Source organism: Pseudomonadota bacterium, from assembly GCA_016719885.1.
Taxonomy (GTDB): domain Bacteria; phylum Pseudomonadota; class Gammaproteobacteria.
Window position 1 is genome coordinate 1 of the sequence record JADJYF010000012.1, and the last position, 20,905, is coordinate 20,905.

Genomic DNA, 20,905 nt, shown 5'->3' on the forward strand with positions numbered 1-20,905 from the left:
TGGTGAACAGGTAGTTGCCGTCGCCCGCGGTGGTGGTGGTCTGGGTGGTGTTGTCGGCAGTGGTGCTGAGCTGGCCATCGGCACCGCCGGCGGTCAAGGTCACGGTCACACCGTTGGCGCCGGTCTCGCCGAAGTCCTGCTGACCGTTGGCGTTAGTGTCGTACCACACGCGGTCGCCGAGGCTCGCGGTCTTCAGCTCGCCGAAATTGTTTTCGACGCTGTTGGTTCCGCCCACCAGAACGATGGCGCTGAGCGTGTCGTTGACGGCGTTGCTGCCACCGGCCGTTCCGACGGTATCCTTGCCATCGATATAACCGCCAGGCTGGGTCTCCGTCACCGCGTAGGTGCCCGGGCGCAGGTCGGTGAACTCGTAGTAGCCGTTGGCGTCGGTGGTGGTCGTTGCGTTGACCGCGTTGCCGAGGTCATCGGTGCCCGACAGCGTGATGGTCACGCCCGCAATCGGCGGCTCGGCGTTGCGCACGCCGTCGTTGCCCTGGTCTTCGTACACGTAGCCCGAGATCTTGGCCGGCGGCAGTTCGCCGAAGTTGTTCTCCTGGCTGTGCTGACCCGCCGCCAGCGAAATGGCGCTGATGAGGTCGTTGCTCACCGAGCCACCCGTCGAGCCGGCCGTGTCCTTGCCGTCGAGGTAGTTGGCCGGCTGCGTCTCCGTCACCGAGTAGGTGCCCGGGCGCAGGTCGGTGAACTCGTAGTAGCCGTTCGCATCCGTGGTGGTACTCGCCGTCACCGCGTTGCCGAGGTCATCGGTGCCGTTCAAGGTCACCGTCACGCCCGCGATCGGCGGCTCGGCGTTACGCACGCCGTCGTTGCCCTGGTCTTCGTACACGTAGCCCGACAGCTTGGCCGGCGGCAGTTCGCCGAAGTTGTTCTCCTGGCTGTGCTCACCCGCCGCCAGCGGGATGGCGCTGATGAGATCGTTGGTCGCAGAACCGCCCGTCGAGCCCGCCGTGTCCTTGCCGTCGAGGTAGTTGGCCGGCTGCGTCTCCGTCACCGAGTAGGTGCCGGGGCGCAGGTCGGTGAACTCGTAGTAACCGTTCGCATCCGTGGTGGTCGTTGCGTTGACCGCGTTGCCGAGGTCATCGGTGCCCGACAGTGTGATGGTCACGCCCGCAATCGGCGGCTCAGCATTACGCACGCCATCGTTGCCTTGGTCTTCGTACACGTAACCCGACAGCTTGGCCGGCGGCAGCTCGCCGAAGTTGTTCTCCTGCGAATGCTCACCCGCCGCCAGCGGGATGGCGCTGATGAGATCGTTGGTCGCAGAACCACCCGTTGAGCCTGCCGTGTCCTTGCCGTCGAGATAGTTGGCCGGCTGCGTCTCCGTCACCGAGTAGGTGCCCGGTCGCAGGCCGGTGAACTCGTAGTAACCGTTCACATCCGTGGTGGTACTCGCCGTCACCGCGTTGCCGAGGTCATCGGTGCCGCTCAAGGTCACCGTCACGCCCGCGATCGGCGGCTCGGCGTTACGCACGCCGTCGTTGCCTTGGTCTTCGTACACGTAACCCGACAGCTTGGCCGGCGGCAGCTCGCCGAAGTTGTTCTCCTGCGAGTGCTCACCCGCCGCCAACGGGATGGCGCTGATGAGATCGTTGGTCGCAGAACCACCCGTTGAGCCCGCCGTGTCCTTGCCGTCGAGATAGTTGGCCGGCTGCGTCTCCGTCACCGAGTAGGTGCCCGGTCGCAGGCCGGTGAACTCGTAGTAACCGTTCGCATCCGTGGTGGTCGTTGCGTTGACCGCGTTACCGAGGTCATCGACACCCGACAGCGTGATGGTCACGCCCGCGATCGGCGGCTCGGCGTTGCGCACGCCGTCGTTGCCCTGGTCTTCGTACACGTAGCCCGACAGCTGGCCGCGCTCGCCATTCCCGAAGTTGTTCTCCTGCGAGTGCTCACCCGCCGCCAACGGGATGGCGCTGATGAGCTGGTCGCGACCGCCCTCAGCCGCCTGCCGGGGGGTGTCGTGCTGCGTCGAGGTAGTTGGCCGGCTGCGTTCCGTCACCGCGTAGGTGCCGGGACGCAGGCCCGTGAACTCGTAGTAACCGTTCGCATCCGTGGTGGTCGTTGCGTTGACCGCGTTGCCGAGGTCATCGGTGCCGTTCAAGGTCACCGTCACGCCCGCGATCGGCGGCTCGGCGTTACGCACGCCGTCGTTGCCCTGGTCTTCGTACACGTAGCCCGAGATCTTGGCGGTGCCCGGCGCTACCAGGCCGGCGTCTATGGTCTGATTCGATTCGCCGGCATTCAGGTGCACCACCTGGCTGAAACCGGTGGCGGGATTGGCGTCGCTGTCTTCCTGATCCTGGCTATTGAGATTGGCGTCGACGCTGGTGAATGCGTAGTCCGGAGCGACGAATTTGACTTGGTAGTCACCGGCCGCGAGGCCCGCGAATTGATAGAAACCATGCTCGATTGCGGCGGTGCTGAAATCGTCACCGGTGACGGTGCTGGCTACCTTGACGCCGTCCTTCCACAGTTCCACCACCAGGTTGTCGACGCCGGATTCGTTCGCATCCTGGAGGCCATCGGCGTCGCTGTCGAACCATACGAAGTTACCGAGCTTGGCGTTGGCCAGCTGCACGATCAGCGGCTGGATGCCCGTGCCGGTTTCCGTGCCGGTCTTGGGCGACGGGTCGACGAGCATGGTGAAGTTGGTGCCGGGCGGCGGCGAAACATACTGCCCGGAGGCAACGGCGGACTGCGCGGCATTGACCAGGAAGTCGACGTCGGTCAACGACACGACCTGGCGATTGTTGTCGTTCAGAAAGCGATCGAGGCCCGCCGAATTGATCTCAGCCTGGGTAAAACCCAGCACGCGCCAGATCGCAACCTGCACTTCACCGTAGTTGAAACGTCCGGCGTACTTGGGATCGGAGGTCAGGTTCTGCGACAGGATCCAGTTCAATTGGTCGACCTGCGCTTGGGAAAGCGAACTCAAATCGGCTTCGATCGGTGTGATCTGTTGAAACGAGGTCGGGTTGCTTGCTTCGTAGGAATCTGCGGCGTACGAGGTCGGCGCGACGAAAATATCAAGCAGGGGATTGATGCAGTACGCGTCATACACGCCGGTACCAATCACGGGATTGGTGCTGCTCGTCACCTTCATGTCGAAGAAACTGGGCGCCAGCTGATCGGGCTGCTGGCCGTAAGCCGTGCCCGCCGCATTCGTTGCGGATGACGAAACGCTGATGATGAGTGTGGTCATTTTAGGAATTCCTGTTCTTCGGCTTTATTGATGTAGCGAGGTGGCGTTACGCAGTGTTGGGCGACGCCCGGCGCATCGTCGTGTCGAGAAATCGAGACTGCTCAAGGATTCGCACCAAGAGCGAAACGTGATGGCGCAACGCCACGAACAGCGTGGGTGGGGCCTTGCGATGAACGTGTCGAGCATTCAAGTGTGCTGTGACATCCGTTTAACGGAACGAGTGGGGCCGCGCGGGGTACGCCAGGGGTGGCGCCCACGACACTCTCGGCTCTTGTGCTCGAAATCGAACTGCCGGGTCAAACGAGGCAGTTCAGGAGTCGGCGCTTCAGGAGGGCGAGATTCGCCACCCGGAAGCGCCGTGCGTCACTTGCTTACTTCTTGCCCTTGCGAGCAACGGCGACCACGCCAGCGATGGCGATGCCGACCAGGGCCATCGAACCCGGTTCCGGCACATTGAAGGTGGGACCCGCGGAGGCGATGCCGCAGGTGGAAACGAATGCGATGACGGTCGCAGCGAAGGACTGGCTAAGGGATTTCATGGGGTCAACACCTCTGACTTTGGTTACTTGCCGCTTTACCCACTGGAGTGCCAATCGGGACCGGTACTCCGCTGAGTCCAACGCCAACTCTTGTTATGAAACGGCGCTTCGTGCCCTTGTCAGCAATTTTTACAACAGCACCGGGCAAGCACGTTCCTGTAATCGCGTTAGCAAGCTTGGTGCCAGAAATTTATTAGCTCGCCTTTTCAGCGCCTTAGCGCGCCGCCCCTAAACAAGAACGAATCGCACCATAGCCGGATGTAAAGTTCGCCGACAAAAGCGCCGCTATGGCCCGGATCCGGTGCGCGCGACGTTTCGTTTTTGAGACTTCGTAGACAAAAAAACCCTGCTTGCCGTCAGCCAAATTGCGGCCTGCCAGAGTTGTTTAGTCCTTGGCGCCGCCCGCCGGGCTCCTGACCAGACCACCGGCATCGCTTTAACTATTTAAAACGGAATGGTTTTTTTGACGGAGTGATAGCGTTGCGTGGCGCCCGTGACCACGGAGGGCGCAAACGCCCGCATGCGCGCCCAGCTCATCTCGAAAGGAGCCCGAAATACGGCCACGCCAGTGGGCCGGGCGTCACCGCATCGAGACTCGGTTCTCACTGTCACGCCTGACGCTTGCTCCTCGCGGCGCCTTCGAAGCGAGCGCGCACATCGGTAAACACGCGACGAACGTCGCCGCGGGGAGACACTCATCCGACTGCGAGCAGCCATCCAGCGGCCAAATCCTTGCAGGGTGCTGGCGCACAAGGCACTCGGGACACCCTGACACCGCCGTCGGCGCGGGACGACGCGCCGGCACACACCACCGGCAAGCGGGCGACGGCCGTTCGCCCGCCGCCCGTCGCTCCTCACGACCTCATTCGAGATTAAAGGCCCGCGTCACGTTCTCCGCCAGGATGCGTCGACGCGACACTTCCGGCAGCGGCGCCAGCATCTCGCCGAGTTCGTGCATGTAGCTCGCGGTGTGGTCGGGATGGGGGAAGTCCGAGGCCCAGAAGAAGCGGTCGTCGCCGACGAAGGGAATGACGCCGGCCACCGCGCGCTCGTCGGGGTCGATGGAGACATAGCACTGGCGGCGGAAATAGGTGCTGGGCAATTCCTTCAGGCCGGCCTTGGGCATCAGGGGCCCTTGCGAGACCGCGTCCATGCGGTCGATCAGCTGGCCTATCCAGCCGGCCTGGGATTCCAGCACCACGACCTTGACGCGCGGGAAGCGATCGAAGATGCGGTAGTGGAACAGCGACACGAAGGCCTGCTGCATGCCTTGCGCCACCAGCACGTCGAAATACCAGGTGAATTCGAAGGGCTCGCCCTGGGCCAGTTCGTCGAAGCGCCGATGCACGTCGAGCGACGGCGGGTCGACGGTGGGATGCAGCGCCACCGGCGCGCCGTGCTCCTCGGCAATGGCCCACAGGCGGTCGTAATCGGGGTGGCCGGGCGACTTGCGCGTCCAGGTGAAGGGGTGGAAGAAGATGCCCTTGGCGCCGGCCGCGAGGGCGCGCTCGGTCTCGGCCGCGGCCAGCGCCGGGTCCGACAAGGAAATGTGCGCGACCGGCACCAGGCGGCCGCCCGAGTCGGCGCAGAAATCCATGATCCAGCGGTTGTAGGCGCGGGTGTAGGCGGCGGCGATCTCGGCGTCCCGCACCTCCGGCTCCCACAGGATGCCGAGTGTTGGATAGAGCACGGCCTTGGCGAGGCCCTCCTGGTCGAGTCGCGCTACGCGCTCTTTCGGATCCATGGAGCCGAACGGCGCCGAGCGCACGTAGCTGCGCTCGGGTGAAGGGCGGATGTCGGGCGCCCCCATGCCGCCCAGCGAGCCCGGAAAGCCAGGCGGCATGAGACGCGATGGCTTGCCGTCGTATTCGAGGTACTCCAGGCCCGCGTCATTGGTGCGCAGGCGAATCGCGCGCTCGCGGTACTTCGGCTCGAGGTATTTCTCCCACAGATCCGGTGGCTCGAGAATGTGGCCGTCGGCGTCGATGGCGCCCGAGGTATCGACCTTGCTGGACATGCGAGTTCTCCCCTGTGACGAAGTGGCTGTGGCCCGCCGGCGCGCCGCGCTGGGCGTCGCGGGCAGGCAGCTTGATTATGTCAGCGCCTAGCGCGTGTCGTCCCGCGCCAAAGTGGCGGGCGCCGCTATCGAAACGGGGGAGCCCGATCAACGGCGCCCCGCAAGCAGGGCATCGAACAAGTGCAGGTGTTCGCGCGCCACCACGTCCCAGTTGTAGACGGTTCGCACCTTGTCGAGGTTGCGCGCGACGAAGGCCTGGCGGTCGCTGTCGTGGTCGGCGTTGATGATGTGGGCCACGTCGGCGGCACCATGGAAATAGCGGGCGTTCGCCGCGAGCACACTGCGGTTGAAGGGATTATCGTGAGCGGCGATGAAGGCGTTGGACGCCATCGCCTCCACCAGCGACGGATTGGTACCTCCGACCGAGTGTCCGTGAAAATAAATCGCCGCTTGCCAGCGCAGCGAGCTCAACACCGCGTAGTCATAAATGCCGCCAAGAAAACGAATAGACGGGGAGGCGGCGTATTTGGCCACCAGCTTTGCGCCGTACACGGTCGACGTCTTACCGACCACCAGAAACGGGCGCGTGTCGCCGGACTCGAGATACCCGTCGAGAATGGTCTCGATGTTGTTTTCAGGCTCGAGTCGCGCGATCAGCATGAAGTAGGCCTGGGGCTTAACGGCGTAATGCTCGAGGTGCGACGCATCGGGGCCGGAGACGGGAGCCGCGCCATAGGGAATGAAACGACTGTCGCGCCCGTACTCCTCGCGCAGGTAGTCACGAATCGCTTCGTTGTCGGCGATCAGTGCGTCGCTGCAGCGCGCGCCCAGCATTTCGGTCAAGCGCGCAAAGCGCTGCAATAGCCGATTCCATTTGCTGCGCTTCCATTCGAGGCCATCCATGTTGGTCACGAGCATGGCGCGACGGCGGAAAAACAACGGATAGAAAATGGCGACCGGCACGTAACCGAGCTCCAGCACGATATCGAAGTCGCCGGCCAGCGCGTCGCGCAGGCACAGAAAGTCATAGGCCAATGTGCCCCAGATGCCGAACCGGCTCTCCTGGTTGAAGATGTGCCTGATGCGGATGCCCTGCCAAGTGCCTTGCTGGTAGGGATGCTCATCCGGGCTGTAAACCGTGACCTCATGACCCAGCGCGGTGAAGATGGGCGACATCATCTCCGCATTCGTTTCCGGACCGCCGTAATTATTGGGAATGCCCCGAGTGCCGAGAATTGCGATTTTCATGAAAACTCGTTGATTGGCCGCCCGCGCCAGGCGGGTTGCGTGGCTGCGCCGAAAATGTGCCACAGGGCGTGGCGCCGGTCACGTCTGGCTGTGGTTCGAGGACGGTTTGAAAAACCGGGTACGCGGACTTTCCACCACGGTGTCGTCGGGTATCGCACGAGTCACGCAGGCCCCAGCGGAGATACGCACGCGGTTGCCGACAATCACCGGACCGAGTATGCCCGAGTGCGGTTCGAGCACAACGTCGTTACCGACCAGCGGCACGCCCGGCCAGCTCGCGACTTTTTCATGTCGACCAACCTCGCCGCCAATGCCGGCGCAAGCCATGACGGTGAGGTTGCGTCCGATGGTGCCCATGAGCGCGGTGCCGGTGGGATGCAGGATGACGAGCCCTGCGCCGATTTCCGCCGGTTCGCTCACGTCCGCACCGGTCAGCAGGCAGTTCAGGTGCCATACGGCACGAGATAGCCAGGTATGGCGCGCGCAGTACAGATAATGGGACAGGCGAAACAACCCCACGCAAAGAAAGGACGCGCTGAACCATGCGGGGCCGCCGGTGTAGGGCGTGCGCAGCAATCGCTCCTGCCGCAGGCGGGCGAGGTCGACCCGCAGTGTCGCGCAGACGTCGCTCCACGGGTGGCGTGCGGGTGTGTCGGGTTGCAGGTTCATGGGTGGTGCGGCGGTTCCTCACCGCGAACGTGCGTAGGGTGTATACATCGCCTGCGCCGCCACCATCGTATCGGCCTCGGCGTTGCGTATCACCACCGCGCAAGGAGAAATGCGCACATCGTCGCCGACCGTGATGCCCCCGCATAACACGGCGTGGCCGCCGAGCGTCACACGATTGCCGAGCCGTGGCGCGCAACGCGCGTCGGCAACGGGACCGGCAATACAGACGGCGTAGGAAAACAAGGTGAGGTCGCTGCCCGCGCTGCCCTCGAACACCACACCCGCAGGGTGCGCGAGGCGGCAGCCCGGGCCGATGCAAGTGGCGGCGGGCAGACGCACCTTGTGCAGGATGAAGTTCACGCCGGCCAGCGCATGGGCAAGCGCCCGCCATCCGCGGACATGCAAATAGTGGCTGACACGATAGAGCGCCAGGGCCATGAGCTGCGGCGTGAGGAACGCGCTCACGCGGCGCACGGTGCGCTCGCCGCGCTGGCTGTCCTCCGGCGAGCGATGCAGATGCCGCAGGATGTCGGCGTGAATGTCCGAGCGCACCGTCATCCATCGCCCGTGAGTGCATGCATCGCTCGCTCGCGTCTGATCGCCCGACCGTCCGTCCACGGAAGATATGTCCTCCATATCGCTCATGCCCCGCGGGGAGCGCCGGGCGCCCACCGATTGAGCCGCTTTCTAAACGACGAATGTAAGCAATGAATGCGGCGCCCAGCATACATGGCATTGTTCACATTACTTGGCAAGCCACAGGGTTGACCGTGCCGGGGACAATGTTTGACCATTCAGCGGGACACTCGGACTCGCATCGTCGATGCATGCAAGGCGCGAAGCGCACGGCGAGTCCGGCCAAGGTCTATCCGCAATAAAGGAACCCGATGTGCCGATGCCCAACGCCGCGATTGTCGTGACCGGGGGCGCGGGCTTCATTGGCACCAATTTCGTACGACGCTTGCTGCACAGTTCCGACGCCCGCGTAGTCAACGTCGACAAACTGACCTATGCCGGCCACCTGGCGAGCCTCGCCGACCTCGCCGACGAAGGCCGCCACCGGTTCGTCAAGGGCGACATCTGCGACGCCGCGCTGTGGCAACGGGTTTTCAATGACCATCAGCCTCGCGCGGTGATCAATTTCGCCGCCGAAAGCCATGTCGATCGCTCCATCGACGGGCCTGATGTATTCGTGCAGACCAATATCGTCGGTGTTCACACGCTGCTGCGCGAGGCGCGGGCCTACCATGCCACGCTGTCCGGTGCCCGACGGGACAGCTTTCGCGTCGTGCACGTCTCGACCGACGAAGTCTATGGCTCGCTGGGCCCGACCGAGGCGGCATTCACGGAGTCCACGCCCTATGCCCCCAACAGCCCTTATTCCGCCTCGAAGGCCGCCGCGGATCATCTCGCGCGTGCCTATTTCCACACCTATGGCCTGCCGGTCATCACCACCAACTGTTCGAACAACTACGGCCCCTACCAGTTTCCCGAAAAGCTGGTGCCCCTGATGATCCGCAATGGCCTCCAGGGCAAGCCCCTGCCGGTGTACGGCGATGGTCTGAATGTTCGCGACTGGTTGTTCGTCGAGGACCATTGCGAAGCGCTGGTGGAAATCCTGGCGCGCGGCGTGCCCGGCGAAACCTATAACATCGGCGGCAACTCGGAGCGCACCAACCTCGAGGTCGTGACCACCATCTGCGCCCTGCTCGACGAATTCGTATCGACGTCCGCGCACTATCCCCATCACCGGCTGATCACGCATGTCCGCGACCGCCCGGGCCATGACCGACGCTATGCGATCGACGCCGGAAAACTGCGCAGAGAACTCGACTGGTCACCGCGCTTCGGCTTCGAGCAGGGCATGCGGGCCACCGTTCGATGGTGCCTGGACAACGCGCAGTGGTGCGAGGATGTACTGCGTGACAACTACAGTGGCGACCGTCTCGGTCTCGCCGCCGCCACCCAAGGCGCGTAATCACCATGACCATCGACGCCTCCACTCCGATTCGCGGCATCGTACTCGCCGGAGGCCGCGGCACACGCCTGACGCCATTGACCCTGGCGTTCAGCAAGCAGCTCCTGCCGATCTTCGACAAGCCGCTGATCTATTACCCATTGGCAATACTGATGATGACCGGCATACGGAACATCCTGATCATCACCACGCCGTCGGACCGCGCGCTGTTCGAGCGCCTGCTGGGCGATGGCTCGCAATGGGGATTGCTCTCGAATTCTGTGTGCAGCCGGAGCCCAACGGCCTGGCCGAAGCCTTCATCCTCGGCGAGCAGTTCTTGGCGGGTGGACCGAGTTGCCTGGTGCTGGGTGACAACATCTTTCATGGCCATGGACTACCGGCAACGCTCGCGTCAGCCGCCAGGAACAACCGTGGCGCCACCATCTTTGGCTACCAGGTGCGGGATCCGGAGCGCTATGGCGTGGTCGAGTTCGGTCCCGACCGGCGCGTGGTGAGCATCGAGGAAAAGCCGCGCGTGCCAAAATCCAATTTCGCGGTGCCGGGCATTTATTTCTACGATGGTCGCGCGCCCGAATTTGCCCGCGCCATGAAGCCTTCGGCGCGCGGCGAGCTGGAAATCACCGACCTCAACATGCGCTACCTGGCCGAAGGCAGCTTGACGGTCGAACTGTTGGGCCGCGGTGTCGCGTGGCTCGATACCGGCACGCCGGCCTCGCTGGCGCAGGCCTCGTCATTTATCGAGACCATCGAATTCCGCCAAGGTCTGAAGGTGTGCTGTCCGGAAGAGATTGCGCACAGCAATCGCTGGATAGATGACGCCGCACTGCTGCAGTTGGCCAGGCGGCTTGGCGACTGCAGTTACGCCGACTATCTGCGCGAACTGGTCGTGCCCCGTCATGGCGGGGCGTAAACGCCGCATCCTGCTGCTCGGCGCGCAAGGGCAGGTCGGCACGGAACTGTGCCGCTGCCTGGCACCCCTCGGTGAGTTGCTTGCGATGGATCATGGCGACACCGCGCGAGCAATCGACCTCGAGGATCACGATGCCCTGCCGTCCCTGCTCGAAGCCAGCAAGGCCGACCTCATCGTCAATGCGGCCGCCTACACCGACGTCGACCGGGCAGAACGGGAAAGCGCCCGCGCCCACAGCGTCAACGGTCGCGCGGTCGCCGTGCTCGGCGAGTGTGCGGCGCGCATGAACGTACCCGTCATCCACTACGGCACCGACTATGTATTCGACGGCAGCGCCCGCGCGCCCTACGCCGAGGACGCGCCGACCGCGCCGCTCAATGTCTACGGGCAGTCCAAACTCGCGGGCGAAGCCGCGCTGGTGGCCGGCGACAGCGCCTGCCTGGTCCTGCGCACCAGTTGGATTTACGGACTGCGTGGGCGCAACTTCCTGCGCACGGTACTGCGCCTGGCCAGCGAACAGCCGGCGTTGCGCGTGGTGAACGACCAGCATGGCAGCCCGACCTGGGCCCGCAGTGTCGCCACCGTCACCGCGCTGCTGGTTGCCAAACTGGGCTTCAGCGCCGCGGATTATCGCGACTATCGGGGGATCTACCACCTGACCAACGCCGGTCAAACCACCTGGTACGGCTTTGCCCAGGCGGTGCTGGCGGGCGCGCCTCTGTCCGCGCCGTCCCGCCGCCCGCTGGTCACGCCGATAGTCACGGCAGATTACCCCACGCCGGCCACGCGCCCGGCCTACTCGGTACTCGACAATCGCAAGCTGGCGCGCACCTTCGAACTCGCCGCGGAACCCTGGGAGATGGCACTGGCTGCCTGCCTCGAAGACCTGGCAGCTTCGTGAGTATCCCGCCGGCCATCCGCGGCGAAACTTTTGCGAAGCAGTTCACAATTTTTGTAAGGCATGCTACGAATAGGGTGACACCCCGAGACGGGTGAGTAGGCTTCAGACTGTGGGCAGCCTCGCGGCAGACGCCCTCCCAAGAAGAATACAAACCCCGTTCATAAGCGCCCATGACTTGTGAGAGCACTGCAATGACCGCACCGCTGAAGACCCAGTCCCGCTTCCTTCCCGCTGTGCTGCTCGCATGTGCGGCGGTGGCCAATACCCTGAGCCCGGCGGCCCAGGCGGCCAACGTTTCGGTGTCGAACGTGTTCGACGTCAACGGCCTGTTCGGCACAATCAATTTCTTCCCGGAGACCAACCAGTTCGTGCTGGTGCCAACCGGCGTCGAAAGCCCGTTTTTCGACGGCCAGACCAATTTCCAGGCGCTCGCAGTCGGCCAGGTGACCACGCCGTTCTCGATAGCTTTCGATACCGTGACGGCGACTTTCACCGCCGCCTCGGGCTTCAAGATCGATAGCATCGACCTCGTCGAAGTGGGCAAATTCGCCCGTTCCGGCAACAGCGCCCAGACCTTGGTCGGCGGTTCCCTGACCGTCAACGGCGCCGCGCCGATCAACTTCGTGCCGTCGGAAGGCGCCAATGGTATCGGCGGTAGCCCGTTGAGCGATTGGAGCATCGGCGGCGTAGGCAACCCGGTGCACGTGCTCGTCAATTCTTCGGTGGCCAGCGTGGTGCTGTCCGACGTGCTCGGCGCCAGCGTCAACAGCACGTCGGAAGATGTCGCGGTGATTTTCAAGACGGCGGTGGTGATGACCATCAATACGAGCGCGGTGCCGGTCCCATCGGCGGTGTGGATGCTCGGCTCCGGTCTGCTGGTGCTGGGCGCGCGGCGCAAAGCGCGCGCTTGATCGCCGCGTAGAGCCATCGCTGGGCCGGGGCGTTCCGGCGCAGCGCCAGGATCTCGAAACAAGGGCCGTTCATCACGGCCCTTGTGCTTTGGAGCTCACGACTTCCGTGGCGCCGCCTGGCGTGCGAACCAGTCCCAGGTTTCGGCCAACCCCCGCTCGAGACCGACGCCCGGCCGCCAGTCGAAGGCGCGCATGACCTTGTCGATATTCAACACCACGCGTTTGACATCGATGCCGCGCGCCGCCAGGTGCCGCGTGGCGATAGCGCGCCCTGTCACCCGTTCCACCAGCGCGATGAGCGCATTGATGCTGCATCCGGTGCCGGCGCCCACGTTGAACAACTCGTAGTTCGCGGGCGGCGCGCCACGCTCCACCAGCTTGACGCACAGCGCGACGAAGTCGTCGATATGGAGGAAGTCCCGCGTTGTTTCACCGTCGCCCCATAGCTCGAACGGCCGCCCGTCGCGCGCGCATTGAAGCAAGGCCGGCACCACGCCGAAGTCGCCGCGGGCGGTCTGGCCCGGTCCGTAGAGATTCGACGGACGCAACACGGTAACGGCACTGCCGGTGATCGCGTGATGGGCGTGCATGAAGGCTTCGACGGCGGCCTTGCCGGCGCCGTAATTCGAAATCGGTGCCGGAGGAATGTCGATGTCCGCGGACTCGGCAAGGCAATTGCCGTAAATCGCGCCACCCGACGACATGAAGACGGTCTGCACGCGGGGATGGCTCTGCAGGAGCTCGAGCAGTCTTGCGGTGGGCAGGAGGTTGTCTTGCACTTCGCGACTCGGCTCGCGACGCGACACCGGGCGTCGTCGCGCATGCCAGATGGAACAGGTGGGTGCACTCGGCAAGCGTCGCATCCAGACCTTGAACGTCGGCGCTGGAAATTCTCCCGGCGTCCGTCGTTGAAGCCGCCACAGCGTCAGGACTTTCGATGACCCGCACCGCGTGGCCCCGCGCCAACAAGGCGCGCCGCAGGGCCGTGCCGACAAAGCCACCGCCGCCGAACAGGACTGCAATCATGGGCGAGATTCCGTTGGCCGAGGTTCACGGCGAGTAACGCTTGCGCGCCGCCATCGCACGAGGGCTTCGGCGCCTTGCGTCGGGGACTGTGGCTTGTTCACCGCGTTCACCTGGCTTTGTTGTCGACTCCGACACCGTAGCGCCCGGCGGGCTTGCGTCGGCACAGGCTCGATCCCCTATGCGTCATGCCGCCCTCACACGCATCGGCGACATCGAACGTGCCACAATTCCCGCGGCACCCGCCGGCGGCTATTGCGGAGCGTCAATCCACCGCTCGGCTCGCTCAACGTCATCCCGCCCCCGGGAACCCATGAGGACGGCCCGATGTTCTCCATCACAAAATCCCTGCTCGCGGTGTGCGGCGTCGGCGCAGCCCTTGCGATGCTGCTGTGGACGTCCTCGCGCCCCACCGCCGCCCCCGCGCCCGTCAACCCCACGCCCGCGGTGCAGCTGCCCACCAGCGTCAAGCTGGGCTTTGGATACTGGCCGACCGACATGTCGGAAAATTACCAGAGCGCGTGGTTCGAGCGCTTGCGCGAGGCCCGGGTCGAGATCCTGGCCGTGCAAATATCCGATCCTTTCGAGGACTCGGAATATGCGCGCAAGCGGCTCGAGTGGCTTGAGCAACGCAAAGGCAACGATTACGCCAGCTATCTCGGTTTCGAACCCTTCACCGATGATCGCCACAAGGTAAAGCGCGCAGGCAATGGGAGCAAGTCCATCTTGGAGCAAGCGTGGCGCGACGCCTACGAAAAAGTCCTGGTCGCAAGTGCTGCGCGACACCGACCGGATTATTTGAATCCTTGTATCGAAGTGAATCTCTGGCACGACCATGCCAGCGCCGAGGAATGGCAGGCGTTTCGCGATTTCTACTCGCGCGTCTACGACCTCATCAAGGCGGCCAGCCCCGACACCAAGGTTTTCTGCTCGCTGCAAATAGACCGCGTCACCGGCCACCTGTATGGCGACAAGCGCAGCCAGTGGCAGATGTTCGACGATGCCGCCGTCGCCCTGCCCAAACAGGATCTGCTCGGCATCTCCACCTATCTCTATGGCTCGCCCGACGTTCAGCAATGGTCCGGTTTGCGCGAACGCACGCTGCCCCCTCTGTTCATCGCCGAAATCGGCTGCGTGGTCGGCGATACCGACTACCCGATGTCCGAGCAGGCCGAATTCGATCAGCAGGCATTGCTGCTGCAACTACCCGCCATGCTGCAAGGATTGACGATCGAGGGTCTGGTGTGGATTACGCTCGCCGATCTCGACCCTGACGTGGTTCGAGGCCTGCCGGACTGGTACTACCTTCTTGGAATACTCAACCATGATTTGTCGCCGAAGACGGCATGGGCGACGTGGAAGCGCCTGAAAACGGAATAGCGTTTCACAGTCGCGCAGCCGCATTGCGCCACACCTCGGCGATCGTGTGCAGAATGGCATTGTCGCCCCGCTCCGCTGGCGCCATCACGGCCTGCTCGCGTGTCGAGCACCATTGCAGCGCGGCATCGAGCCGTCCCGCGCCGAGATCGGCGGACGTGATCTCAAAGCCCAGGTCGCGTGCCAGCAGACTGTCGCGCAGCGCGGGAAATTCGCGGAACTGGTGACGATGGGGAAAGACGACAGGCTTGCCGAGGGCCAGACATTCCGACACCAGGCCATAGCCGAGTTTGCCCAGCACGGCGCTCGCGCCGGCCACCACGTCGCCATGGCTGATCTGGGGCGACAGGGAAATCTGCCGGTAATTTGACCCGGCGCCGGGCAGCGCATAGAGCCCGATAAATGACCATTGCGGATAGGTGTCGAGCGCGGACCACTGGCACGCACGCAAGCCGGAGGCGCCGAAATAGACCAGGCACCAGGGGCGACTGGCATCGAGGTTCAGCACCTGCGCCACTTCGTGGCGGGCACGAACGGGGTCCGTGCCCAGCAGCAGGCCGACGTCCCGCACCCGCGCGCAGGGTTGTTCGTCGATATGAGGATATAGACGCAGATAGACATCGGCGCGCGCGTAGTCGGCGCGAATGCTGTCCAGGTGCGCAGCGAACCACGGCGCCTGGTCGAGGTAGTCGGCGTAGATCTCGGCCCAGGTGAAATTGGAGATGCCGACAGCCGGTACGCCAGCAGCCCGTGCAATCGCGAACGCCAGGGGCGGAATGTCGGCGATGACGACATCGATGGCCAAGGCCCGCAAGCGCGCCGCGTAGTGCTCTAGCAACGCTGCGCGCTGTTCATTGATCTCGCTGTAGCGCGCGAGGGTCGCCGCGACATCGATGTCGGCGGCGTCGCGCTGCACGCACCCGCAATCGATTTCACAGCGCTCGATGCCGAACGGCGCGGTCAGCGTGCGCGCAAAAAACGCCGGCTCGATGGTCGTGAACAGCGTGACCGTCGTGCCGGCGGGGAATTGATTGATGAGGCGCGCACTGCGCGCGGCATGCCCATGACCATGGCCGGTGATGAAATAGGCGATGCGCGCTGGAAACGCCGGGCGCGGCGGCACCGCGCTAGACGCGTCGGCCAAGCGAGCGGTTCCCGTCGTGAAACGTTTCGCCGGCCGCGGCCAGCGCCGGTGGCAACGGCGACAGGCGCGGCGCGTCGTGCGGATGGTCGTCCGGCCCGACAAAATGACAGTGATCACACAGGCTGGCGACTGCATCGGCCACGGCCGCGTCCTGCGCGCGACCGCCGCTGCGGGCGCGCATGGCCTGGAATACCGGGCGATTCCAGAATTCTCCGACTTCGCCCATGTCCGCGACATGGCCGACATCGAAGCGCGCGGAGGTGTTGGTGCAGCACGGCGACACGCCGCCATCGGCTTCCACCATCAACTCCGAATAGAGGTAACCGCAGGTGCCCTGCCAGATTGCCTGCGCGGGACGAAACCGCGCGGCCTTGGGTACGAAACTCTCGTCGTAGATGAACGCGCGCGCGGCGGTGAACGAATCGACGCCAAGGTCCCTGGCGGCCTGCTCGAGGCGCGGCACCTCGTGCTCGTTGTGACTGAAGACCAGCATCACCAGGTCGAGCCGCGGCGTACGAACGCCGCGTCGCCGCCGCGCGGCGACGATGTCGGCGATGTTTTTCAAAAGCAGTTCGATGCGGGCATTGCGCCGGTAACGTTCGAGAGTGGCTTGCTCGAGGCCGTCGATGCTGACGTGCAGCTTGTCGAGGCCACTGTCGACTATCTTGTCGGCCAGGACCATCGACCTCGACGCTCAGGTTCGAGCTCACCGTGGTGGTACAGGCCGGCACGCCGGGCGTGGGCAATCAGGTCGAAGATATCCCGGTTCAGGAATGGCTCGCCCCAGTTGTGGAAGCGCGCCACCAGCACGTGCTCGCGCACCTTGTCGACCAGCGCCTTGGCGTCGGCGAGCGGAAAACGCGAAGGCTTGCGTGCAAGCTGGCCGGTACCCGTGGCGCAGAATGGACAGGCGAGATTGCACACGTTGAGGGTATCGAGATTGAGCACATAGGGTAGCGAGCGAACGGTCAGCGCCCGGGCCTTGGATTCGGCGTGCGCGAGCAGGAAGTTGCGCGCCTTCGCAAGCGTCACGACCCGCGCCGGCAGCTTGAAACGCATGGCGAGATAGACGGCGACGCTGCCCAAGGTCGGCACTTTCGCCGCCAGGGTCAGGCCACGATCCAGCCAGTGAGCGACATCCAATGCGGGCATGGTGTGGAGGAGCTTGGTGGTCTCGGCTTTAGAGACTCAGGCGCCGGACGACTCGGAGGGCGATTCTGCCTTGCGATTGCCCAGCAGCAGGCTGATGCCGGTTCGGACCTTGTCCTGCAGGGTGTTGGTCGACAGGCACGAAAACAGGCACAGGCGATCGCATTGCGTGGTTTCCTTGCGCCGCGTGCGCGCTTCCTGGCCCTGCCAGATTGCCTGTGCGGTCTGCTCCTTGATGTTGCCTATCGGTGGCCAATACCAGCACACCTCGACGTCGCCGTTGCTGCGGATGAAGAAATTGCGCAGCCCGACGCGGCACGGCATCGCGGACGCGGGCGCCTTGTCTTCGCGGAAATGACTCTCCCACAGTCTGAGCGAGGTCTCCGAGTTCATGATCGGTGCGCCACCGCGTTTCAACTCGATGAGTTCCTCCACCACCTCGCGCAGCGCCGGAAAGTTCGCCTCTTCTAGCCACAGCTCGTCGTAGGTTTCGCGCGTCCACCGATCGATAGGCTGGAAGTTGACCAGCGTGGCGCCCAGCACCTCGGGCGCCCAACGCGCCATGCGCGGCAAGTCGCGGAAATTGACCGCTGTCACGGTCGGCTTGACGATCACGGGAAAGCTCACACCCTGACGACTCTGTTCTTCGTGCAGACGGCTCAAGGCCTGGCGCAGATGGGCCAATGAACCGGCGATACCGCGGGTGTAGTCGTGGGTCTCGTCCTTGTACGAATCGACGGAAATATTGACGTTGAAGGGGCGGGTGCGCACAAAGCGCTCGATCATCTTCGGATTGAGCGCCGAGCCGTTGGTGGTGACGCCGAAATTGATCTGTGCGTCGCTGCACCACTGCAACAGGTCGACGAAACCCTTCTTCATGAAGGGCTCGCCGCCCGAGAACTCGATATGAAAATTGCCGATGAAATTCTTGAGACTTTCGAGCCCGGTCTTCCATTGCTCGATGGTGATCTCGTCCTTGTACTGCTCGAGACGCCAGTAATCGCAGTAGCGGCACTTGTAATTGCAGCGCTCGTTGACGATGCCGTAGATCTTGACCGGATGGGTGATATCCAGGCCCGCCTTGATGTAAAGCTCTTCCTGGAACGCGTTCTGCGCATGCTTGAACGCCAGTTGGCTGAAGGCTCGAATTTTCATGCTCAAGTTTCCAGGAGGCATACGTTGCGGCGAGTGCGAGATGCGCGCACGCGGTGTCTGCAGCCACCATCGCGCTTGCCAAGGTGGTCAAGTTGACGGCTTCGCGACCGCGCACTCGTTTCGCTGAGTGTAACCCGTTAGAGCCGGTCTGGAAACCATTCGTGGCCCGTCCATGTACATCGTTCGAAATCGGCACAAGTGCGCCGAGAAAGCGCGACCGGAATGCTGCCGCCCTCGTTCGGGGCAGGCGGCGGCCTCGCCGCGCTGATCGCAACATTCTGTCAACCGGTAGCGTTATCTCACCGCATGGATTTCCCGACCTCCACCGCGCTGGCGCAAACCGTCCTCCGAGCGCTCGACGGGGCCGAACACCGGCACGCGCATCGGCCGGGGTGAGGTGAGCGGCGTGGACGTGGACGTGGAAGTCGATGTCAGTGTCATCATCGTGTCGTGGAATTGTCGCGAGCACATGCCGGGCTGCATCGAGTCGGTCGCCGAGGGCGCGGCGCGAGTCAGCGCGGAAGTGATCGTGGTCGACAATGCGTCCGCCGACGGCTGCGCCGAGTTCGTCAGGGAGCGGTTTCCGGCGGTGCGCCTGATCGCCAACGATGCCAATCTCGGCTTCGCGCGGGCCTGCAACCAGGCCATGGATATCGCACGTGGCCGGCATGTTTTTCTGCTCAACCCCGACGCCCGTATCCGGGGCGATGGCTTGCTCGATCAGTTGGTGGCGTTCATGGACTGTCACCCCGACGTCGGCGCGGCGGGCTGCGAACTGTGCTTCGATGACGGCCGCGTGCAGGTCAGCGCCGGTTACCGCCCCGATCCTTTCATGTTGTTTGCGTTCTGCTTCTTCCTCGCCAAACTGTCCGGCGATCGAATAAAGGGTCTGTGCCTGACACCCCGCCAGGACCGTGGCGCCGCGGCGGTGGACGTCGACTGGATCTGCGGTGCGGGCATGATCGTGCGGCGCGAAACCTGGCAGAGTGCCGGGCAATTCGACGAGCGGTACTTTCTCTACGGCGAGGACATCGAGTGGGGCTGCCGCATGCGCGATCATGGCTGGCGGGTCGTACATCTGCCCGCCCTGCGTATCGATCACGAATTGGGCGGCACGCAGAAGCAGACCCATGCCATCCCGTCACGCTGGATCAACGGCCTGACCCAGGCCTACATGGAAATCGCGCCGGGCCGATCGTGGATCTATTTCAAAGTGTGCCTGGCCACCGGCTTGGCCCTGCGCGCCCTGATTTACGGCGCGGTGGCGCTGGTCAGGCGCGATCCCTGGTCGCGACGCCGGGTCGCCGAGATGGTCGCCTGGCTCAAGTATCTCGTCGCCTATTCCTACCGGCCCACACCAATGCCCGGGCGCGACCCGGCGTGAGCCGTGCGCCCTACGCCCCTTGAAGGTCCTGCTCGCGCACAAGTTCTACCATCCGGTCGGCGGTACGGAGGTCTATTTCCAGCAGCTGGCGGACATCCTCGCGCGGCATGGTGACGAGACAGTGCCGTTTGCACTGGCGGACCCGCGCAACCCACCTAGCCCCTATGCCCGACACTTCCTCGCGCCGCTGGATCTACGCGCCAAGGGTGCCTACCGCGTGCTCAATTTCGCACGCATCCTGTCGCGAACCTTCTATTCGCGGGAAGCGCGCCGCAAACTCGCGGCCTTGATCCGCGAAGTGCGGCCCGAGGTCGCGCATCTGCAGGCGATCGAGAACCACATGTCGCCGTCGATCATCCATGAGCTCAAGCAGCACGGCATCCCGATGGTGCAGAGTGTCAACACCTATAAGCATGTGTGCGCCTCGCTGCGGCTTTACCTCGATTCACGCCACGAAATCTGTGAGCGCTGCGCGGGAGGAAGGCACTACCATGCGTTGCTGACACGCTGCTTGAAGGGTTCGCTGGCGGCAAGCGCGCTGGGCATGATGGAGATGTACCTGCACCAGAACCTGATGGGCATCTACCGCGGTATCGATCGCTTCGTCGTATCCAACGATTTCATGCGCGGCAAGATGATTGAAGCCGGGCATGCGCCCGCCAAGCTCGTCACCCTGCTCAATCCTTTCGACCTCGGACCGCCACCGGACACCGACACCGAAGCGCGCCACATCCTCTACTTCGGGCGCGTGGAACTGGAGAAAGGCGTGTTCACGCTTTTGCAGGCGATGAAGACCTTGCCCGCGCTCAAGCTCAAGGTGGTCGGCGATGGCTCGCAGCTCGATGCATGCATCGCCTGGCAGCGCGCCCACGGCGGCGACAACGTGGAGTTCGTCGGTCCCAAGTGGGGCGCCGACCTCACACCCTATCTCGCCGCGAGCTCGGTGGTGGCGGTGCCATCGGAGTGGCACGAACCTTCGCCCTATGTCATCTACCAGGCGCTGGCGGCGGGCAAGCCGGTCGTTTGTACGCGCATGGGAGGCATGCCCGACCTCGTCACCGAGGAAAGCGGCCTGCTGGTGCCGCCCAAGGATCCGATGCAACTGGCGGCCGCCTTGGAAAGCATCGCGGGCGATCCTATGCGGGCGCGGGCCATGGGTCGCGCGGCGCGGCGCTGGGCGGAAGCGAATCTCGACCCGGTGGCCTATTACGAGCGCATCAAGGCGGTTTACCGCGAGGCCGGCGCGCGCGTCTAGAAGTGGTCTCAAAATTCAGCGAGCG

17 protein-coding genes and 1 pseudogene are annotated in these 20,905 nt (G+C 64.0%); 7 read left to right on the forward strand and 11 right to left on the reverse strand.

The genetic code is table 11. The annotated features are described in order from the left end of the window. The 6 genes from IPM80_13230 to IPM80_13255 form a co-directional block, all read right to left on the reverse strand. The coding region (locus IPM80_13230) for a carboxypeptidase regulatory-like domain-containing protein (GenBank protein MBK8959362.1) at nt 1-3,220 on the reverse strand (3,220 nt) is incomplete at its 3' end. A 371-nt stretch (nt 3,221-3,591) separates the two neighbouring features. Further along, on the reverse strand, nt 3,592-3,759 hold the full coding sequence (locus IPM80_13235; GenBank protein MBK8959363.1) for a PEP-CTERM sorting domain-containing protein: 168 nt from the start codon (nt 3,757-3,759) through the stop codon (nt 3,592-3,594). An 862-nt stretch (nt 3,760-4,621) separates the two neighbouring features. After that, nucleotides 4,622-5,776 carry an amidohydrolase gene (locus tag IPM80_13240; protein ID MBK8959364.1) on the reverse strand — a complete coding sequence of 385 codons (1,155 nt, stop codon included), beginning with the start codon at nt 5,774-5,776 and terminating at the stop codon, nt 4,622-4,624. A gap of 147 nt (nt 5,777-5,923) precedes the next feature. Next, nucleotides 5,924-7,024: a DUF1972 domain-containing protein gene (locus IPM80_13245; protein ID MBK8959365.1), complete on the reverse strand. Its 1,101-nt coding sequence runs from the start codon at nt 7,022-7,024 to the stop codon at nt 5,924-5,926. A 78-nt stretch (nt 7,025-7,102) separates the two neighbouring features. Continuing rightward, nucleotides 7,103-7,693 carry a hypothetical protein gene (locus IPM80_13250; GenBank protein MBK8959366.1) on the reverse strand — a complete coding sequence of 197 codons (591 nt, stop codon included), beginning with the start codon at nt 7,691-7,693 and terminating at the stop codon, nt 7,103-7,105. Nucleotides 7,694-7,711: 18 nt separating this feature from the next. Further along, a complete protein-coding gene (locus IPM80_13255; GenBank protein MBK8959367.1) occupies nt 7,712-8,365 on the reverse strand; it encodes a hypothetical protein in 654 nt (217 codons plus the stop codon). 223 nt (nt 8,366-8,588) lie between these two features. Here IPM80_13255 and rfbB point away from each other — a divergent pair, with 223 nt between their 5' ends. From rfbB to IPM80_13275, 4 genes and pseudogenes are all read left to right on the forward strand, one after another. Next, nucleotides 8,589-9,671 carry a dTDP-glucose 4,6-dehydratase gene (rfbB, locus tag IPM80_13260; protein ID MBK8959368.1) on the forward strand — a complete coding sequence of 361 codons (1,083 nt, stop codon included), beginning with the start codon at nt 8,589-8,591 and terminating at the stop codon, nt 9,669-9,671. A gap of 5 nt (nt 9,672-9,676) precedes the next feature. Continuing rightward, nucleotides 9,677-10,581, forward strand: a pseudogene (gene rfbA / locus IPM80_13265) (glucose-1-phosphate thymidylyltransferase RfbA). Beyond that, nucleotides 10,568-11,482: a dTDP-4-dehydrorhamnose reductase gene (gene rfbD / locus IPM80_13270; protein MBK8959369.1), complete on the forward strand. Its 915-nt coding sequence runs from the start codon at nt 10,568-10,570 to the stop codon at nt 11,480-11,482. The pseudogene rfbA and the gene rfbD overlap by 14 nt, the downstream one beginning before the upstream one ends. Nucleotides 11,483-11,673: 191 nt before the next feature. Further along, complete coding sequence (locus IPM80_13275) at nt 11,674-12,393, forward strand: PEP-CTERM sorting domain-containing protein (GenBank protein ID MBK8959370.1); 720 nt, start codon at nt 11,674-11,676, stop codon at nt 12,391-12,393. A 95-nt stretch (nt 12,394-12,488) separates the two neighbouring features. Here the strand turns inward: IPM80_13275 and IPM80_13280 are convergent, their stop codons facing one another. Further along, nucleotides 12,489-13,247, reverse strand: coding sequence for an NAD-dependent epimerase/dehydratase family protein (locus IPM80_13280; GenBank protein ID MBK8959371.1), 759 nt, complete (start codon nt 13,245-13,247; stop codon nt 12,489-12,491). A gap of 496 nt (nt 13,248-13,743) precedes the next feature. Here IPM80_13280 and IPM80_13285 point away from each other — a divergent pair, with 496 nt between their 5' ends. Continuing rightward, entirely contained in the window at nt 13,744-14,796 is a 1,053-nt protein-coding gene (locus tag IPM80_13285) for a hypothetical protein (GenBank protein ID MBK8959372.1), read from the forward strand. Nucleotides 14,797-14,800: 4 nt separating this feature from the next. Here IPM80_13285 and IPM80_13290 read toward each other — a convergent pair whose 3' ends face one another. From IPM80_13290 to IPM80_13305, 4 genes are read right to left on the reverse strand one after another with little or no spacing between them, the layout of a single operon-like run. Further along, entirely contained in the window at nt 14,801-15,937 is a 1,137-nt protein-coding gene (locus tag IPM80_13290) for a hypothetical protein (GenBank protein ID MBK8959373.1), read from the reverse strand. Next, complete coding sequence (locus tag IPM80_13295; protein ID MBK8959374.1) at nt 15,921-16,619, reverse strand: SPASM domain-containing protein; 699 nt, start codon at nt 16,617-16,619, stop codon at nt 15,921-15,923. Before IPM80_13295 ends, IPM80_13290 begins: the two co-directional genes overlap by 17 nt. Further along, nucleotides 16,598-17,089, reverse strand: coding sequence for a hypothetical protein (locus IPM80_13300; GenBank protein MBK8959375.1), 492 nt, complete (start codon nt 17,087-17,089; stop codon nt 16,598-16,600). The genes IPM80_13295 and IPM80_13300 overlap by 22 nt, the downstream gene beginning before the upstream one ends. Before the next feature lie 36 nt (nt 17,090-17,125). Beyond that, nucleotides 17,126-18,241, reverse strand: coding sequence for a radical SAM protein (locus IPM80_13305; protein ID MBK8959376.1), 1,116 nt, complete (start codon nt 18,239-18,241; stop codon nt 17,126-17,128). A 406-nt stretch (nt 18,242-18,647) separates the two neighbouring features. Here IPM80_13305 and IPM80_13310 point away from each other — a divergent pair, with 406 nt between their 5' ends. Together IPM80_13310 and IPM80_13315 are read left to right on the forward strand one after the other, a co-directional pair. Further along, on the forward strand, nt 18,648-19,625 hold the full coding sequence (locus IPM80_13310; GenBank protein ID MBK8959377.1) for a glycosyltransferase family 2 protein: 978 nt from the start codon (nt 18,648-18,650) through the stop codon (nt 19,623-19,625). A 19-nt stretch (nt 19,626-19,644) separates the two neighbouring features. Beyond that, nucleotides 19,645-20,880 carry a glycosyltransferase gene (locus tag IPM80_13315; GenBank protein ID MBK8959378.1) on the forward strand — a complete coding sequence of 412 codons (1,236 nt, stop codon included), beginning with the start codon at nt 19,645-19,647 and terminating at the stop codon, nt 20,878-20,880. Nucleotides 20,881-20,905: the final 25 nt, after the last annotated feature.

Bases quoted from the DNA above. Each gene is read 5' to 3' on its own strand.
- IPM80_13305 (MBK8959376.1), bottom strand. From the start codon at position 18,241: ATGAAAATTCGAGCCTTCAGCCAACTGGCGTTCAAGCATGCGCAGAAC.
- IPM80_13235 (MBK8959363.1), bottom strand. From the start codon at position 3,759: ATGAAATCCCTTAGCCAGTCCTTCGCTGCGACCGTCATCGCATTCGTT.
- IPM80_13295 (MBK8959374.1), bottom strand. From the start codon at position 16,619: ATGGTCCTGGCCGACAAGATAGTCGACAGTGGCCTCGACAAGCTGCAC.
- IPM80_13285 (MBK8959372.1), top strand. From the start codon at position 13,744: ATGTTCTCCATCACAAAATCCCTGCTCGCGGTGTGCGGCGTCGGCGCA.
- IPM80_13250 (MBK8959366.1), bottom strand. From the start codon at position 7,693: ATGAACCTGCAACCCGACACACCCGCACGCCACCCGTGGAGCGACGTC.
- IPM80_13275 (MBK8959370.1), top strand. From the start codon at position 11,674: ATGACCGCACCGCTGAAGACCCAGTCCCGCTTCCTTCCCGCTGTGCTG.
- IPM80_13300 (MBK8959375.1), bottom strand. From the start codon at position 17,089: ATGCCCGCATTGGATGTCGCTCACTGGCTGGATCGTGGCCTGACCCTG.
- IPM80_13240 (MBK8959364.1), bottom strand. From the start codon at position 5,776: ATGTCCAGCAAGGTCGATACCTCGGGCGCCATCGACGCCGACGGCCAC.
- rfbB (MBK8959368.1), top strand. From the start codon at position 8,589: ATGCCCAACGCCGCGATTGTCGTGACCGGGGGCGCGGGCTTCATTGGC.
- rfbD (MBK8959369.1), top strand. From the start codon at position 10,568: ATGGCGGGGCGTAAACGCCGCATCCTGCTGCTCGGCGCGCAAGGGCAG.
- IPM80_13245 (MBK8959365.1), bottom strand. From the start codon at position 7,024: ATGAAAATCGCAATTCTCGGCACTCGGGGCATTCCCAATAATTACGGC.